Genomic DNA, 16,250 nt, shown 5'->3' with positions numbered 1-16,250 from the left:
TTTCGTCGGCGGTCCTGGGCTCGCGCGCGCTCAGCCCTCGCTGCGGGCGGCCAAGCGGCTCGCGGCGAAACAGAGGCCGCCGGCGACGATGAAGAGCACCACGAAGGTCTTCACGGTGGCGTAGAACAGCGCCGGCTCGATGCCCGCATCCGTGTAGAGCACGGCGCAGATGGCGGTGATCGGCAGGAGCAGGAGGATCAGGAGGGGGGTCAGCGGGCTGTTCATGGGCGGGTCTCTCAACCTCTGTCGGACCCGGTTCACCGGTCCCTGTGGCGTTTGCTGCGCCTCTCATAGCATCGCCCCGCACCCGGCGCCAAGCTGGATCGGCCACGCTTTCCTGCGGTCGATGAGCCCGGATCAGGCCGGGATCCGCACCGTGGCGCGCAGGCCCCCGAGCGGGCTGTCGTGCAGGCTGACGTCGCCGCCATGGGCCCGGGCGATGTCGCGGGCGATGGAGAGCCCGAGGCCGGAGCCGCCCGCATCCTGGCGCGCATCGTCAAGGCGCACGAAGGGCTTGAACACCTCCTCGCGCTGATCGGGCGGGATGCCCGGGCCGTCGTCGTCGATGGAGACCAGGAAGGCCCTCGCCTCGCGCCGCCCCGTGATCGCGACGGTCTCGCCGTAGCGGGCCGCGTTGGCCGCGAGGTTGAACAGGCAGCGCCGCATGGCGTCGGGCCGCAGGGTCAGCCGCGGATGGTCCTCGAGGTCCACCGCCTCCACATGGGCGCCGAGGCGCTCGACGTCGGTGCGCAGGTCCTCCAAGAGCGCGCGCATGTCGGTGGGCACCGCCACCTCGCCCGAATCGCCCCGGGCGAAGGCGAGGTAGGCTTCCAGCATGCGACTCATCTCGTCGACGTCGCGCTGCAGGTCCTCGACCTCGGGGGTCTGCTCGACCAGGGCGAGGGAGAGCTTGAACCGCGTGATGATGGTGCGCAGGTCGTGGCTGACCCCGTTGAGCATCGTCGTGCGCTGCTCCATCGCCCGCTCGATGCGCCGCTTCATCTCGATGAAGGCGTGGCCGGCCTGGCGCACCTCGCGGGCCCCGCGGGGCCGGAACTCGATCTCACGGCCCTTGCCGAAGCTCTCGGCGACGGCGGCCAGCCGCAGGATCGGCTTGATCTGGTTGCGCAGGAACAGGATCGCGACGCCGAGCAGCACCAGGGACGAGCCGCTCATCCAAAGGAGGAAAATGTGCGAATTCGAGGCGTAGGCCATGCTGCGCCGGGCGGTGACGCGCATCACGCCGTCGGGAATCGCGACCCGGATCTCGATGAGGCTGGAGCGGCCCACGGTGTCGATCCAGTAGGGCCGGCGGATCTGGCGCCGGATCTCCTCGGACAGGGCCTCGTCCAGGATCGAGAAGAAGGGCCGCGGCCCCGCCGGGGGGAGCTTGGCCCCCTTCAGGATGTCAACGTCGAGGTTGAGCCGGTCGTTGGCGATCCGGGTGAGGGTCTCGGAATCCTTGTCCTGCGGGTAGCTCTCATAGATGTCGATCAGCGCGGCGACGTCGGCGGTGACGGCGGAGGAAAGGCGGCGCGTCACGAGCTGCCAGTGGCGCTCCATGAAGGTGTAGGCGATCACAGACTGGAGCAGCACCACCGGCGCGATGATGATGATGAGCGATCGGGCGTAGAGGCCCTTGGGCAGGAGATCGCCGATGGCGCGGCTGACGATCCGCCACATCCGCCGGGGCCGGGGCAGGGCGGCGAGGCGGGTCGCCGTGCGCTGGAGCAGGCCGGTACCGGCCATGGGCTCAGTCGACCGCGAGGCGGTAACCCACGCCCCGCACCGTCTGCAGGAACAGGGGATTGGCCGGATCGACCTCGGTCTTCCGGCGCAGGCGGTTGATCTGCACGTCGATGCTGCGCTCGGCGGCGAGGCCGCCGCTTCCGGCCAGGGCCTCCCGTTCCACGTTGCCGCCGGCGGCCTGGGCCAGGAGGGTGAGGATCTCGCGCTCGCGCTCGGTGATCCGGATCAGCTCGTCCGCGCGGCGCAATTCGCCCCGGTCGATCCGGTAGGCGAAGGGTCCGAAGGTCACGGTGTCGTGGCTCTGGGCACGGCCGCCGGCCTCGTTGCGCCGCTTGATGATGTTCGACAGGCGCAGGATCAGCTCGCGCGGCTCGAAGGGCTTGGGCAGATAGTCGTCGGCGCCGATCTCCAGGCCCATGACCCGGTCGTTGGGATTCGAGCGCGCGGTCAGCATCAGGATCGGCACGCGCGAGGTCTGGCGGACTTCCCGGGCATAATCGAAACCGCTCTCGCCGGGCATCATCACGTCGAGCACCAGGGCATCGAAGACGAAACACTGCGCCTTGGTGCGGGCCTCGGGCACGTTCCCGGCCGCGGTGACGCGGAAGCCCTGCTCGTAGAGGAAACGCGACAGCAGTTCCCGTACCCGGCGATCGTCGTCGACCACCAGGACGTGAGGCGCATGGTCGGGAAGATCGGCGGTCGGGCGCGCCCCGGGCGTGGCCATCAGGCGGCCTTGCCGGCGCGCCGGGACATCAGGCGCTGCACGGCCGCGCGCGCGTCGGGTTCGATCATGCCGAAGAGGAAGCTCTCGGCGGAGAGGGGAGCCTCGCCGCCGCGCTCCGATGCCGCGAGGGCGCGCGCCACCCGCCGGCTCTGGACCCGCATGAGGTCGCCGGCGAGGTCCGCACCGGCCGCGGTGCAGAACAGCAGCCGCTGGCGCCGGTCGCTGGTGCCGGTCTTCTGCGCGATGTAGCCCTGCTCGATCAAATCCTTCAGCACCCGGTTCAGGCTCTGCTTGGTGATGCGCAGGATATCCAGGAGTTCGGCGATCGTAAGACCCGGATAGCGGTCGACGAAGTGCAGCACCCGGTGATGGGCCCGGCCGAAGCCGTACTGGGCCAGGATGCGGTCGGGGTCGCCGACGAAATCCCGGTAGGCGAAGAACAGAAGCTCGATGAGATCATCGCCGGAACCGGAGGACGGCAGCGGCGTATCGGCGTCGGCATCTCGCATCGCGTGGGCAGTCACGTCTCGGGCGACCTCGATGTACGTCAGCGTTGTTGACATGTTCCAGCCCGGACGCGACCCGTCAAGCCTGGGATCGGAGGACGCGTGACGGCACGCCGAGCCCCGTTCCCACAATGGGAACAGCCGATCGCGAGAACCGCCTACGTATCCGAACCGCGCGAACCCGTGAGACAGATGACCACGGGACGACAGGCCTTATCGGGCGTAGGCGCAGGAACCCGCCGTTGAGCCTCGCGTTCACTAGAACATTTCGTGAACCAGAGGATCCGAACATGGCCGGCACCCAGGCGAACAAGACCCAGGCATCCAAGTCCGACTCATCGAAGTCCGACTCATCGAAGTCCGGCACGTCCAAGTCTGACGCTTCGGAAGCTCACGAGAACCCCAAGACCGATCCGAAGGACGTCTCGAACCAGATCAAGGATCCGAGCGAGTGGACCACCGGCGGCGAGCCGATGACCGGCGCGCAAGCGTCCTACCTCAAGACCTTGTCCGAAGAGGCGAAGGACCCGGACGCGTTCGACCCCGATCTCGACAAGGCCGAGGCATCCCAGCGGATCGATGCCCTGCGCAAGGAATCCGGCAAGGCCTGACCGTCGCCGCGGGGCCGGCCGGCTCGATCCGATGGCCTGGACGGGTCGGGCAAGCGTGAAAGACGGACCGGGGGCCGACGCGCCCGGCCCGTCGCATCGGCTCAAGTCCGGACTTCGACGATCCGTTTAAGTCCTCCGCAAGGAAGGTCGCGTAACGTTTCCCACGATCGACGTCCGCGAAAGATTCCCTGGGGCCATGACCGAACTGGATTGCGAACAGGCCAGGGGTCGGCGGAGATTTCCGGCGCGGCACGATCTGCAGATCCTGGCCCGTCGCTTCCTCGAAGACACGTCCGGATCGACGGCCCTCGAGTACGGCCTGATCATGGCCATGGTCTTTCTGGCGATCGTGACCGCGATGCGGTACTTCGCCGACCAGACGACCGCGATGTACAACTATATCGGCGCTGCCCTCAACCGATCATCCTGAGTCCGAGCCTGTTTCGTCGCCGTGCATCCGCGTGACCATTCGGCAGATGTGACCCAGTCTCGGACGCGTTCGGTCCGCGAGCGCTCCGCAGTCCGAACGATCCCCGGCGCTGCATCGACGTAGAACACCGGGCCGGAAGCCGGCGGTCCGCGGGACGCCGTCCGCCCCCGCTTCGCGAAACAGGACGGCGGACGCGCGCCGCGACGCCGCCCACGCTTCGGCTGAACGGCGAGCCCCACCGGGCCCGTTTCGTCGCGGCGGCAATCACGACCTTTCGCTCCTCTCCAGCGCCGACGCTGCGACCGGCCCTCGCGCATCGATCGCGCAAACGGGTGGCACCCCGGCGCCATCGTGCCCCTTCCGACGCTTCGACTTAGGTGCGGCCACCAATCCAATCCGCAACTGCGAATCCAACCGCTAAAAAAAGTGCCGCAACGGCGTGTGAAGTTTCGCATGCCGTTCCACAGACTCGTGGGAAGCACCTAAGTGCAAGAGAACGAGCTTTCCGCCCCTCACCGTCCCGTGCCGGCCTCATTGCACAATTGCGCGACTTTCACATTGCCAGATTAAATGTATTCTTATACCTTTGATGTATTGAGATATACCTACAAAAGTATTGCTGTTAGATTCTGTACGGATTTTAACGTTGTGAAATCCTAGACACACTATAGACAAATCGATACATGGAGCGCAACGATGTCGTCCGGCCCCAATCCTTCCATCACGTACAAGAATTTCGTGGAACTGCGGCCGGCTTCAGACGGGTTCTTGGTGGGCAATGTCATGTCCGACCCGCCGGGCTACACGCTGACGGAAACCGCCAGCACCGGGTCAGGCGACAACCTCGGCGTGTTCGGCGATACGCCGAATGAGCCCATCACCGTGATACAGCCCGATGGGACACCCTACCCACAGAGCCTCACCTACTATGGCAAGACCGGCACCGATGGCACCGTCGTGCGCTTTCCAACGACAGGCGAGAAAGCCGGCAGTTACGTCTACATCCTGTTCACCAACCAAGACGGCTTTCAGTACAACAATTCCGTCTCGAACGTGGACCAGTCGCCCCTCGCCCTCTGTTTCGGGTCCGGCACGCGCATCCTGACGACGCGGGGCGAGGTCGCCGTCGAGGACCTGCAGGTCGGCGACCGCGCCGTCACCGCCTCCGGCCGCCACCGTACGATCACCTGGACCGGCCATCGCGATCTCGGGGCAGAGCGGCCGCTGCCCGCCGACCAGTCGCCCATCCGCATCCGGGCCGGCGCCTTCGGCCACGGCCTGCCCAGGCGCGACCTCTTCCTCTCCCCCGGGCATCCCGTCCTCGTCGGCGCCGATGCCGAGGCGCAGGGCGGCGTACTCGTGCCGGTCATGTGCCTGGTCAACGGAACCACCATCGCCCGCACCAGCCTGGCGCGCGTCTCCTACTGGCACGTGGAACTCGACGCCCACGACATCCTCCTCGCCGAGGGCCTGCCCGCCGAGAGCTTCCTCGACTTCGGCTGCCGCCCCTTCTTCGAGGAGGCGTCGGATCACAGGCTGCACCATCCGGACTTCGTGCCGCCGGGGCTGTCGGCCCGGTGCCGCTCGGTCGCCCTCGACGGCCCCCTCGTCGAGGCGGAGCGCGCCCGTCTCGATACCGTCTTCGCCCAGATTCTCGCCGAGCACTGCGACTGGGATGCGGGCACCCGCCACTTCGCTCCCGCCGCCCAGTAGGCGCCGGTTCGTCCACGATCCGGCGCCTTCGCGACACCCAGAGCACGCCCCCAGTCCTTACGCCCGACGAGACCGTCAGAATCTACCGAGTTGTGCATTTCGACGAGCCGCTTCGGCCGGGCGAAGAACGTGGATCAGCATCCATCGCCGTTGCGGTCTCCATCATGGCAATCGCTCGGCGCGACACACACGGAACGACCTTGTCTCCGGCAAATCGGTCGGACGGCATCCCGCGCAACCCAATCCATGAGAGGCCCGCACCATGGCATCGACGCAGACGTTTTCCCGCTTCTACTCGCTGGGAACGGCCGACAGTAAGAACGGCGACGACATGATCGCGATCGGCAGCAGATCGGGAGGGACGGAGGGCCAGTTCGTGCTCAGCGATCTGCCGTCGACCGACGGGTCCGACGACCCGAACATCCTGGGCGACACCCCGGCCGACAAGATGCAGATCGTCCAAACCGTCGGGGATCAATCGACCACGTTCACCAATCGGGAGTATGTCGGCCAGCTCGGAGATTCGGGCGGCGTCGTCACCCGCGTCTTTTCAGCAGCCAGGGGTGAGTACGTCTACCTCCTCTACTCGAACGATGTTTACGAGCCGGGGCAATCCATCACCGTCCAGCAGGATCCCTACGCCCTCTGCTTCGGATCCGGCACGCGCATCCTGACGACGCGGGGCGAGGTCGCCGTCGAGGACCTGCAGGTCGGCGACCGCGCCGTCACCGCCTCCGGCCGCCACCGTACGATCACCTGGACCGGCCATCGCGATCTCGGGGCAGAGCGGCCGCTGCCCGCCGACCAGTCGCCCATCCGCATCCGGGCCGGCGCCTTCGGCCACGGCCTGCCCAGGCGCGACCTCTTCCTCTCCCCCGGGCATCCCGTCCTCGTCGGCGCCGATGCCGAGGCGCAGGGCGGCGTACTCGTGCCGGTCATGTGCCTGGTCAACGGAACCACCATCGCCCGCACCAGCCTGGCGCGCGTCTCCTACTGGCACGTGGAACTCGACGCCCACGACATCCTCCTCGCCGAGGGACTGCCCGCCGAGAGCTTCCTCGACTTCGGCTGCCGCCCCTTCTTCGTGGAGGCGTCGGATCACAGGCTGCACCATCCGGACTTCGTGCCGCCGGGGCTGTCGGCCCGGTGCCGCCCGGTCGCCCTCGACGGCCCCCTCGTCGAGGCAGAGCGCGCCCGTCTCGATACCGTCTTCGCCCAGACCCTCACCGAGGACTGCGCCTGGGATGTCGGCGTTCATCGTTTCGGTCTGGCGGCTGCCTAGGCCATACTGCAGGGTTTCGACGCATGCATGCAGGCTCGCTGTCCCTCGACGCCTTCCTCAGCCGACGATCCGCCGAACGCCGCCTCGCGCGGCTCACGCACGATGTCGGCCTGCCTGAAGGCCGGGGGCTGGAGTTCGGTGCAGCGTCGAATTCGACGCCCTTGCCGGAAGGTCTGCGCGTCACCTATCTCGACCACGCCGTCGACGCCGCTGCCGTTCACCCCGACGCTGTCCAGGCCGATTATGCCTGGAGCGGCTCGACATCTCTGGCCGAGCGGATCGGGCGGACGGATTACGACTTTGCCATCGCTGTCCATGCCGCCCACCGCGTCCCAAACCTTCTCGGCTGGTTTCGTGGTATCCATGCCGTGCTGCGTCCTGGCGGTGTCCTCAATCTCTCCTTACCGGACCGCCGCTACACCTCCGACGTAAGCCGGCGGGAGAGCACGATCGCCGAATTGGTCGAAGCGGATCTTCTCGCGTACGAACAGCCGAGCCCACGGCAGATCTTCGCTCACACCTACGAAACGCGCACCGTCGATCCTGCCGCAGTCTGGGAGGGCACGGATGTGTCACAGGCCCGGCGCCTCTTCGCGGAATCGGCTCTGCCTCTCGCGCACGCGCGCGCGGCTGAAGCGCTCGCCTCAAAGCATCATGCGGCATGTCATTGCTGGGTCTTCACCCCCCTGTCGTTTCTCACCGTCATCGAAGAGGCGACCCGCCTCGGTCGATTTCCCTTCGTCTTTAACCAGATCGCCGGGACGGATCCCGGCGGACACGAGTTCTTCGTGTCGATGCGGCGCGATGTGCAGGAAGATCAGCAGGTTCTTCGCCCGATGCAGGAAGGCTCGATCCAATATCTCCGGGCGATCCTGGACCGACAGCGCCGGATCGCCGAGCTCGTCGCCCGTGACTGACGGAGGGGCCCGGCGAACGCGTCCAAGCCCCGAGAGGCAGGCGCGCTCCGGCTCTGAGTTCGCACTGTCGACCCGACTTGCCGGGAGGGCTGTCCCCGAAGCAAAGAATGTGGACGGTTGCTGCGTTCCGACAGATTGGTTCTCGTCGATGGGCAGTCGTCTCTGAGGCACCGGAGCACCCGGACCGGTTCGCCTGTGGCCTTTCGCGGGCTGGGGAAGGCGCCTTTGGAGAAAGCGCGTGGCAGGAACAGTGAGCCACGGGAGTTTCAGGCTTGCCGGCGGTCGATCGGCTGGACCTCCGCGCGGTCAGGCTGTCGGCTCGATCCTGATCCAGAAGCCCGCCCTCCTGACCATGCCGAGGCCGACCGATCGGGCGAGAGTTTCGAGAGCGGCAACCGGGTCGAACAGATTGAACACGCCAGAGACGCGTTGGTCCACGACAGCTGGGTCCAATAAAACGAAGCCCGCGTAATAGGGTCTGATCTGTTCGACGATATGACCGAGCGTCTCGTTGTCGACGACCGCAAGTCCGGTCGTCCAGGACGACTGGGCATCGACATCGACCTTGCTGAGACGGACCTCCGCTCCATCGAGGCTGAGGCGCTCGCTCGCCTTGATCGTCATCCGGCGCCCGGCCCCCGACAGGGTTCCCCCACCGGTCAAGCCCGTGATGCCCACGTGCCCGTCCCGACGATCGAAGACGAACGCGCCGGCCGAAGCGGCAAACCGGACCAGTCCGAGGTCGACGACAAAGGGCCGGGTATCCGCGCGTGCGACGTTGAGCATCATCCTGCCGCGGACAAACTGGAGACCGCGCTCCTCCGGTCCGAGCGCGAGATTGAGCGACGAACGCGGTGCGAGGATCACGTCGCTCCCGTCGGCGAGCTCGAACTGCTCATGCTGGGCCGTGCGCGTGTAATGATCGCTGAGAACGTCCTCCATCGGCACGAAGCGCTGCAGCAGCGCTGCGCCGGCCCCACCGCTGGCACTGAGCCCGACCAAGCCCTTCAGGACCGCCCGACGGTCGCGCCGCATCGCCGGGTCCTGCATCTGGGCGACCGCACCGCGCGGAAGCCCGGACTGGGCCAACACGTCGAACGGCTGAAGGCCGCCCGACATCCGATTCCAAGCCTCGGCATTGCCCGGGCTCGCGCGGCGCCAGCGCTCGAAGTCGCGAAGCTGCCGTTCCGTCATATCGCCGGAGTTCAGCGCAACCATCCACTTGATCGCGGCGCGCCCGGTCTCGCCGATCCGGGGATCGGCAATTTCGTCCCGCGTTCGGGCCTTCGCCATGCCCTCAACTCTCCAACCTGGCGACGTAGACGGCCGAAAACCCTTGCGTCATGTATTTGCTCACGGCACCGAGCGAGACATTCAGGTGCTGGGCGATGTCCTTGTTCGACATACCATCGATCTGGCTCATCAGGAACGCCGTTCGAGCCCGGACCGACAGGTTCGCCAGGACTTCGTCCACCTTCTGCAACGCCTGCAGAATGATGAGGCGCTCCTCCGGCGAGACGTCTACCGCTTCCGGGATGGTGAGGAGAGCCTCTTCGTAGGCGTTCTGGAGTGTCTTTCGACGGCGCGCATCGAAGATGATGCGCTTGGCGATCGTCGTCATCATGGCCCGCGGCTCGCGTACGCTCTCCATGTTCGGCAGCGTAAGAAGCGACAGGAACACGTCCGCGACGATGTCCTCCGGAGCGTGCACGGTCCATGTTTGCCGCGACAGCCACGAGCCGAGCCAGGACGAATGCTCCCGGAACAGCGTCTCGATCAGCCTTGAATTCTGTCCAGCCACGACGCTAGCCATTTGAACCCCCGCACGCGTGCTGCCGTGCCTCGCTCACCGAGCGATTCCGGCCATTGCCCACCTCATCTGCTTCCATTTACAAGCTTTTGAGAATTCATCCTCTAGAAATCCTATCTATACAGTCTTGTTATTTCGATTTATGAGACTTGCTACTTCTGTATATTTGTCCAAACTGCGCTTTTTATATCCGTCAAAGAGAGATTACACACAATCAACCAGCCTCTCTGTCACCACTAATTTTTCCTATAGACTGAAACCTAGACCAGAATAGATATGCATACCGCGTGCCATAGATTGATAAATTTACATCTTGAGCAGATCTACGCAATCTATCTTTCGGACAAATTGCAACGGACAGCCTGAACGAGGCTCATGGGCGGTTGCAGAGCACGGATCAGAGCCACGGCGTGACGCGGGCGGTCGCAGCGCGGCCCCATCTGGCGCAAACGGTTTGCGATCGGTCCGATCATCCGCGTGTTGGAGGCCCGTAGCCGATGTGAAGCCGGTCGCCGGTCCCAGTCCTTTGCGGCTGTGATGGCATCGCCCTCGACGGCAAGGTCGCGGACGACCGGGGTGCCTCGACGCCGGGTCGGATCTGAACCCGATCGTCGACATGCGCCCGCGAGCGCTTCCCCCTGGAAAAGGCTTCCGAGCCGGCCGGGGCGGAAGGTGGAAAAATCAGGATCGCGACGCTCTGACGGACGCTCGGACGGCCCCCTTCGCGAGGGCACGGCACGAGGTGGATTGCAGGCCACACGGATCCGCAGTGAGCGGGGCGAGTCGGTACGCGCCGGGCTCGCATTGAAAGCCTTTGCGTCACAAACCGCGGCCCCGACGTCGGCATAGATCGCGGCCTGGAACCGGATAGCCATCGGTGGTCGAGCGAACGAGCTGGACCGCGTTCGTGGGCGGGATCAGGCTGGAGGACCGAACCGCGAGAGCGATGTCCGCACGCGGGAGGCATTCCGCCTGCGCAAGACCGAAGGTCTGTGGTCAGCCGGCGCCATTCTCGGAACGGACCAAGCCGCCCGCCCGCCCGCGCTTCGGGCGAAGCCGATCGATCGGCGCGGAGCCGCTGTCACGAAAGGGTACGCGAGTTAATCGGTCGCGCCCCCATCGTCTCCATGCCCGTCGCTCCGGAGACACCTCCGGCTGCGGATCGACGGGCGATGGGTGGCGGATGTAACGCCGCCGTGAGCCGAAGAAGGCTTCGACCCCGACGAGCTAGAGCCGTGCCCTGGCGGATTGAATCGCTTGGGGTAGGCAGTCTGGATTGCGTGCGATTAACTGAGCGGGCTTGTGAGGGAGGATTGCCATGCCTTCAGCCCTGTCGATCGATCTGCGCGAGCGCGTGGTCGCCGCGATTGAAGCGGGCTCATCGCGGCGTCAGGCAGCCCAACGCTTCGGTATCGGGGCAGCCAGCGCGATCCGGTGGCACGAACGCTACCGGCAGGACGGGCGGATCGCGCCCAGGCCCATGGGCGGCGACCGCAACTCGCAGCGCCTGGAAGCGCAGGCGGCCCTCATCCTTCGGACCTACGAAGAGCATCCGCAATCCTTTCTGCGTGAGCTCCGCGACAGGCTCTCGGAACGCGGTGTCCGGGCAAGCACGAGCAGTCTGTCGCGCTTCTTCGCCCGGCACCGCATCACCCGTAAAAAGGGGCTGTCCACGCGGCCGAGCAGGAGCGGCCGGATGTGAAGGCCGCGCGCGAGGACTGGTTCGAGCGTCAACTCGATCTCGATCCGGATCGCATGGTCTTCCTCGACGAGACGGCCGCCACGACGAAGATGGTCCGCCGGTATGGCCGTGCTCCGTGCGGTCAGCGCTGCCGGATCGCCGTACCTCATGGGCACTACAAGACCACCACCATCACCGCCGCCCTGCGCGCCACGGGATTGATCGCCAGGACCGTCTTCGATGGAGCGACAAATGGCATGCGCTTCCGGGCCTACGTCACCGACACCCTGGCTCCTGTGCTGAAGCCCGGCGACACCGTCATCCTCGACAATCTGAACGCCCACAAGGTCGCCGGGGTGCGCGAAGCCATCGAGGCGGTCGGCGCACAGGTGCTCTATCTCCCGCCCTACAGTCCGGACTTTAACCCCATCGAACAGGTCTTCGCCAAAGCGAAAGCCCTGCTCCGGACCGCCGCAGCGCGAACCGCCGACGACCTGACCCGCGCCATTCACGACGCTTTCGCGGCGTTCAGACCTGACGAATGCCGAAACTATCTCACCGCCGCTGGATACGATGCCTATGATCCAATCTGAGCGGGCACGGTTCTAGTTGGACGTACCGCGTCCGATCGAGGCCGGAAGCAATCTGTCGTAAAGGGCGATCAGGTCCTCGCCCTGATCGGATGCCGTGCGCATTGGTGTCTCCGGAGTCGGTGGGCTCCCCAGGAAACGGTCCGGATCCGCATCGATGCGCACGAGCACGTCCCGCAGACCGGTAGGGGAGCCCACGTCGATCCGGAAGCCGTTGACCCCTTCGACGATTTCCTCGCCGATGGCACCCCGGTCGCTGGCGACCACCCACAGCTTGGACACCTGCGCCTCCCGGGTCACCAATCCGAAACTCTCGGGCCAGAGCGACGGGGCGAGAAGAACGTCCATCTCGGCATAAAGGGCGCCGACCCTGTCCTGAGGCACGTTGCCGATGATCCGCACCGGTGTCGTGCCCCAAATCTCCTCGGTGATCTGGTGGGTCGACAGCGTGTGATCGACCAGGGTGAGAGACAGATTGCTGAAGCGCGAGGCCTTCAGGACGACTTCGATCAGCGTCGCGCCCTTGTGCAGCGTGCGGCCCCCAATGTGACCCAAGCGGACCCGGCCCGTCGCGCTCGGCCGCCGGACGGCTGGTGCGAGCCTCGGAACGCCGTTCGGGATCGCAATCGTCTGTGGGAATCCGGCTTGCCGATAGACGTCGGCGAAGGTCTCGGACACCGCGCAGATCGCCGCCGCCGAATCGAGTGCCCGCTTCAGCCGGCGTCGTCTGGCGATCGACGCCATCGGGTTTTGCGCGTGATCTGAGGCGTCGCGGAGCGGGTCTTGGGAAGAGGACCGGATGGAGCCGTCCAGATCCGTGAGGAACTGGTAGTCGGAGATCCACCAGGCGTCGTGGGCGGTGACGACGTAGGGGATGGCGCGCGCCTGCACCACCTCGACCACCGCGGCCGTGAGGCGCTGCACGCAGTGAAAGTGAACGAGGTCGGGAGCAAATCGCTCGAGCAGATCCTCGAAGGGTGGACGCATCTGCGGATTGGTGGGGCGCCAATCCATATGCATCTCGCTCGGCCCCGCGATGCGGTAGACGGGCACGCCACGATAGGCGTCGATGCGCGTGCGGTAGGGAACGCCACCGTCGAGGTCCGTGGCCACCACAGCGATCTCGAAACGGTCGGCGGCGTGGTCGAGGAGGTGATCGAGGTTGTCGCGGACGACGCGTGTAGCGCCCCCCAACGTCTGAGGTGGGAAGAAGACGTTCACGATGAGGATGCGCGGTTTCGAGGCATTTCCTGCCCGGGATGCCGTCACCGAGCGGGCCTTTGCGGGGGCGCAGACGCCTGCGGGCCACGGGGATCCGATCACCGCCGGACCGGCCTTGCGAGCCGGCAACGCCGCTTGGGGTTGATGGATCGGCGACGGCAGGAGATGCCGCAGCGTCTCGACCGCGGTGTCCAGACCATGAGAGGCGATCGCCCTGGCGCGGGCCTGCGCGCCGATGCTGCGGCGCTGGTCCGGATCGGTGATCATCAGGCGAAGCGCATGCGACCAGTCCTGGGCGGTCTCGGCGAACAGGACGTCTTCTCCATCGCGGAGAAGGTCTCGATAAGTCCGGGTTGGGCTGACGATCGAAGGGATGCCGCACATGGCGGCTTCAAGCCACTTGATCTCGCTCTTGGCGTCGGCGAAGGGCCCTGGAGCAAGGACCGAGAGATTGATGTCGGCGCCCGAAAGGCATTCCCAATAGGCACTCACGTCGTCCGTGAAGGGAACCTGAACCACGCGATCCGCAAAGGGCCGGAAACGGTCGTCGAGGCGGAGATAGCCCGCGATCACCAGCCGCGTCTGCGGATGCTCCTGCAACGTCTCGATCAGCGCCGGCGCCGCAAGTTCGGTGAAGTCGCGGTTGTGCGCGCGCGTGCCGGACCCGTAGAACAAAGTCAGCGCCGTCTCCGAGAAGGGTGTGTGGGATTGGGCGAGAAACGGCAGGTTGCGCGTATCGAGGCCGTTGCGAAGGACGTGGCAGGTGCGCGAACGGACCAAGGGGCGCATGGCCTCGGCGAGGGCCGGAGTCGATGCGAGACCGACATCACAGGCCTTCAGGGCGTAGCGGAACAGGGGCACATCGTATTGAAGACCGATGTGCTGCGAAACGCTGATCTGGCCCTCGAAGCTGTCCAGCGAATCCGGATAGTGGTTCGGATCGAAAACCAGGTCGTCGATCTCATAGATCGTCGGTAGGCCGAGGGCGCGCGCGTAAAGGATCGCATGAAGGATCTCGGGGCGAGCGGCGACGCGGTAGAAGATGACCGCCGCAGCCTTGTCGATCGCCCAGCGGCTCTGGGCAGCGTCGTGATGCGCGAACACCTCGACGCTCCAGCCGCCATGTTCGAGCTGCTGAATCTTTTGCACGACGCGGTAATGCTCGCATTGGGGCAAGTCGCGGTTCGCGACGATCACGATGTGGCCGGTCCTGGGCGCCGGCAGGCGCGCCGGCAATGGGTCGGCCAGACGGATCAGGTCCGCGATCTCGTCGAGGCAGGCCACCAGGCTCTCGTCCGCTTCGCTGCGCCGCCCGGCGGCGTAGAGCTCCCGCGCCCGCGCGCCCGCCAGGTCGAATGCCCCGGTAATGGCGCGGTGCGCCGCTCCGCGCCAATGGGGTGAACCATGCCAGCTCAGTGCCGAACGACGGACATGCGCGACGGCGTCCGGCACACTGCTCGGCTGTCTGAGCAGACCGTCGATCGCGTGGATGTGGCTCCAGACGATCGCATTCTCGGCATCCGCCGCAGCGACGAAGGCGCGCGTCGCTTCGTCCGCGCGGCCGAGCTTGTGAAGGGCGTCTCCACGACGGTGGTGAAGGCGGCCGATTTCCGGAGCGATCCGCAGTGCTCTGCTGTAGGCGCTCTCGGCCGTCGTCGCGTCGCCGCGGTTCAGATGATATTCGGCGATCTGCTCCAGAAGGTGCGCCGAGCAGGACTGTCGCATGGCCTCGACCTCCGGCAAGAGGAAGCCCAGTGTCACGAAATGCTTCAGAACCTCGAAACGCCCGGCTTTCGGCTGAGCCACCTTTCGAGATAGCATTCGGCGGTAAGTCTTCTCATCGAAGCATTTCGGAAAGCCGTCCTCCCCGATCAATTGAACGAGGGCGGCGGCCTCCGTGCCGGGCACGCCCCGCGACACCCCTACGCCGAGCCATTTTCGATACAGGTCGAGATCGCTCTCATTCGCTTCGCGAGAGTCGCGCTGTTCCCGATAGAAGACGGGATCGAATTGCAGGCGCAAGGCGATGGGGGCGAGACGTCCCAAGCCCATCGTCAGAAAGAGGAACAGACCTTCCATACGCGAGGCGGGCTGCCAGGGTAGCCAAGCCTCGTTCAGCAGCGAAAATTCGTGCAGCACGAACCGGCTGATCCAGGGCCCCGGCAACAAGCCGGCACCGATGAGAAGATCTGCGAAGGTCGCGGGTGGGGGAGCAAGACCGGCTGCCTTCGCGCCGATCACGCCAGCCGTCAGCATGCATGCGTAATCTTGCTCGAAGGCAGTCAAGTCCAGGCAGAAGGACCGCCCCTCAGCGCGACCGAAGCGAAGATAGTGCTCCTGGAGTTCCCAATGGTTCGTCAGCCCGACCAGATCGGCATGAAGGGCCTGATAATGCTGGGGAACGAAGTGCGATGGAAGGGGACCGTATTGCCGTTCGAGGGTTGAGATCATCGTGTCAGCATTGGGGAAGCGTCCCTCGCGACGACCATAATCGGCGTAGTGCCGAAGAAGCGCGTCATCCTCAGCCAGGACAGCGAGATCGCTGTAGTATCTGCGGTAGAATTCAAGATCGATCCCGCCGAGGACAGAATCGCGTTTCCCGCGGATCGCCCTATCAGCCCCGCATTCCGATGTGGGCGCCGCAGAAGCGTCGTCTTCACGCGAGGCCGCATGACGGGGAACGCGATCGCGCTGACCACGCCTCTTCTGACGCATGAAGCCACGACCCAATGCGTTGCGGAGAAGCGCGGCAACTGCATTGTCCAAAGTCAACCGATAGGCCTTGCTCATCGCTCGATCCCCGCAAGTCCCGCTCGACACGTCGTCTTGCCTGTTCGCGTCGGGACCCATCCGAGTCTCTGTCTGACGACGCAGGCGAATCCCTATGCAGGTCGACGTCGGCGCTTGGCTGATACGCTGACGCCGCAACCCCACACGCCGGGAACGACGCATCGCGGCGCGACCTCTTTCACCTCGCGGTCGATACCGGCCCTGAATTCCTGCGGTGCCGGCA

The 16,250-nt window shown here is 65.7% G+C and carries 13 protein-coding genes; 6 read left to right on the top strand and 7 right to left on the bottom strand.

What is annotated here, in order from left to right; genetic code table 11:
- Positions 1-30 precede the first annotated feature (30 nt).
- The 4 genes from AC6EUL_RS12785 to AC6EUL_RS12770 all read right to left on the bottom strand — a co-directional run bounded on the left by AC6EUL_RS12785 (position 31) and on the right by AC6EUL_RS12770 (position 2,985).
- Positions 31-225, bottom strand: coding sequence for a hypothetical protein (locus AC6EUL_RS12785; protein WP_056213650.1), 195 nt, complete (start codon positions 223-225; stop codon positions 31-33).
- 132 nt (positions 226-357) lie between these two features.
- Positions 358-1,749, bottom strand: coding sequence for an ATP-binding protein (locus tag AC6EUL_RS12780; protein ID WP_056274663.1), 1,392 nt, complete (start codon positions 1,747-1,749; stop codon positions 358-360).
- Between the two features lie 4 nt (positions 1,750-1,753).
- Positions 1,754-2,476 carry a response regulator gene (locus AC6EUL_RS12775; protein WP_056213646.1) on the bottom strand — a complete coding sequence of 241 codons (723 nt, stop codon included), beginning with the start codon at positions 2,474-2,476 and terminating at the stop codon, positions 1,754-1,756.
- A complete protein-coding gene (locus AC6EUL_RS12770) occupies positions 2,476-2,985 on the bottom strand; it encodes a MarR family winged helix-turn-helix transcriptional regulator (RefSeq protein WP_499870558.1) in 510 nt (169 codons plus the stop codon). Before AC6EUL_RS12770 ends, AC6EUL_RS12775 begins: the two co-directional genes overlap by 1 nt.
- 287 nt (positions 2,986-3,272) lie before the next feature.
- Here AC6EUL_RS12770 and AC6EUL_RS12765 point away from each other — a divergent pair, with 287 nt between their 5' ends.
- The 5 genes from AC6EUL_RS12765 (at position 3,273) to AC6EUL_RS12745 (ending at position 7,935) form a co-directional block, all read left to right on the top strand.
- On the top strand, positions 3,273-3,593 hold the full coding sequence (locus AC6EUL_RS12765) for a DUF3072 domain-containing protein (protein WP_499870453.1): 321 nt from the start codon (positions 3,273-3,275) through the stop codon (positions 3,591-3,593).
- Between the two features lie 196 nt (positions 3,594-3,789).
- Positions 3,790-4,023 carry a Flp family type IVb pilin gene (locus tag AC6EUL_RS12760; RefSeq protein ID WP_499870451.1) on the top strand — a complete coding sequence of 78 codons (234 nt, stop codon included), beginning with the start codon at positions 3,790-3,792 and terminating at the stop codon, positions 4,021-4,023.
- A 783-nt stretch (positions 4,024-4,806) separates the two neighbouring features.
- Entirely contained in the window at positions 4,807-5,736 is a 930-nt protein-coding gene (locus AC6EUL_RS12755) for a Hint domain-containing protein (protein WP_499870449.1), read from the top strand.
- Positions 5,737-5,998: 262 nt separating this feature from the next.
- Positions 5,999-7,018 carry a Hint domain-containing protein gene (locus AC6EUL_RS12750; protein ID WP_499870447.1) on the top strand — a complete coding sequence of 340 codons (1,020 nt, stop codon included), beginning with the start codon at positions 5,999-6,001 and terminating at the stop codon, positions 7,016-7,018.
- A gap of 23 nt (positions 7,019-7,041) precedes the next feature.
- Entirely contained in the window at positions 7,042-7,935 is an 894-nt protein-coding gene (locus tag AC6EUL_RS12745) for a class I SAM-dependent methyltransferase (RefSeq protein WP_056271923.1), read from the top strand.
- Between the two features lie 306 nt (positions 7,936-8,241).
- Here the strand turns inward: AC6EUL_RS12745 and AC6EUL_RS12740 are convergent, their stop codons facing one another.
- Together AC6EUL_RS12740 and AC6EUL_RS12735 are read right to left on the bottom strand one after the other, a co-directional pair.
- Positions 8,242-9,228: a DUF4880 domain-containing protein gene (locus AC6EUL_RS12740; RefSeq protein WP_499870445.1), complete on the bottom strand. Its 987-nt coding sequence runs from the start codon at positions 9,226-9,228 to the stop codon at positions 8,242-8,244.
- A 4-nt stretch (positions 9,229-9,232) separates the two neighbouring features.
- Positions 9,233-9,748, bottom strand: coding sequence for a sigma-70 family RNA polymerase sigma factor (locus AC6EUL_RS12735; protein ID WP_056271917.1), 516 nt, complete (start codon positions 9,746-9,748; stop codon positions 9,233-9,235).
- A gap of 1,315 nt (positions 9,749-11,063) precedes the next feature.
- On the opposite strand from AC6EUL_RS12735, the gene AC6EUL_RS12730 reads away from it, so the two are divergent.
- A protein-coding gene (locus AC6EUL_RS12730; RefSeq protein ID WP_156389644.1) for an IS630 family transposase occupies positions 11,064-12,019 on the top strand; the annotation gives its coding sequence in 2 pieces (ribosomal slippage) (positions 11,064-11,415 and positions 11,415-12,019; 957 coding nt in all).
- Positions 12,020-12,031: 12 nt separating this feature from the next.
- On the opposite strand, the gene AC6EUL_RS12725 is transcribed toward AC6EUL_RS12730, so the two are convergent.
- Positions 12,032-16,027 (bottom strand): glycosyltransferase, encoded by a 3,996-nt coding sequence (locus AC6EUL_RS12725; RefSeq protein ID WP_499870442.1) that lies wholly within the window; start codon positions 16,025-16,027, stop codon positions 12,032-12,034.
- Between the last annotated feature and the right edge of the window lie 223 nt (positions 16,028-16,250).

The organism is Methylobacterium sp. 001424705 (assembly GCF_059816145.1).
The sequence above is the reverse complement of the archived record's forward strand: the minus strand, read 5'-3'. Positions and strand labels throughout refer to the sequence as shown.

Coding starts and splice junctions, on each gene's coding strand:
- AC6EUL_RS12785 (WP_056213650.1), bottom strand. CDS start 225: ATGAACAGCCCGCTGACCCCCCTCCTGATCCTCCTGCTCCTGCCGATC.
- AC6EUL_RS12780 (WP_056274663.1), bottom strand. CDS start 1,749: ATGGCCGGTACCGGCCTGCTCCAGCGCACGGCGACCCGCCTCGCCGCC.
- AC6EUL_RS12775 (WP_056213646.1), bottom strand. CDS start 2,476: ATGGCCACGCCCGGGGCGCGCCCGACCGCCGATCTTCCCGACCATGCG.
- AC6EUL_RS12770 (WP_499870558.1), bottom strand. CDS start 2,985: ATGCGAGATGCCGACGCCGATACGCCGCTGCCGTCCTCCGGTTCCGGC.
- AC6EUL_RS12765 (WP_499870453.1), top strand. CDS start 3,273: ATGGCCGGCACCCAGGCGAACAAGACCCAGGCATCCAAGTCCGACTCA.
- AC6EUL_RS12760 (WP_499870451.1), top strand. CDS start 3,790: ATGACCGAACTGGATTGCGAACAGGCCAGGGGTCGGCGGAGATTTCCG.
- AC6EUL_RS12755 (WP_499870449.1), top strand. CDS start 4,807: ATGTCCGACCCGCCGGGCTACACGCTGACGGAAACCGCCAGCACCGGG.
- AC6EUL_RS12750 (WP_499870447.1), top strand. CDS start 5,999: ATGGCATCGACGCAGACGTTTTCCCGCTTCTACTCGCTGGGAACGGCC.
- AC6EUL_RS12745 (WP_056271923.1), top strand. CDS start 7,042: ATGCATGCAGGCTCGCTGTCCCTCGACGCCTTCCTCAGCCGACGATCC.
- AC6EUL_RS12740 (WP_499870445.1), bottom strand. CDS start 9,228: ATGGCGAAGGCCCGAACGCGGGACGAAATTGCCGATCCCCGGATCGGC.
- AC6EUL_RS12735 (WP_056271917.1), bottom strand. CDS start 9,748: ATGGCTAGCGTCGTGGCTGGACAGAATTCAAGGCTGATCGAGACGCTG.
- AC6EUL_RS12725 (WP_499870442.1), bottom strand. CDS start 16,027: ATGAGCAAGGCCTATCGGTTGACTTTGGACAATGCAGTTGCCGCGCTT.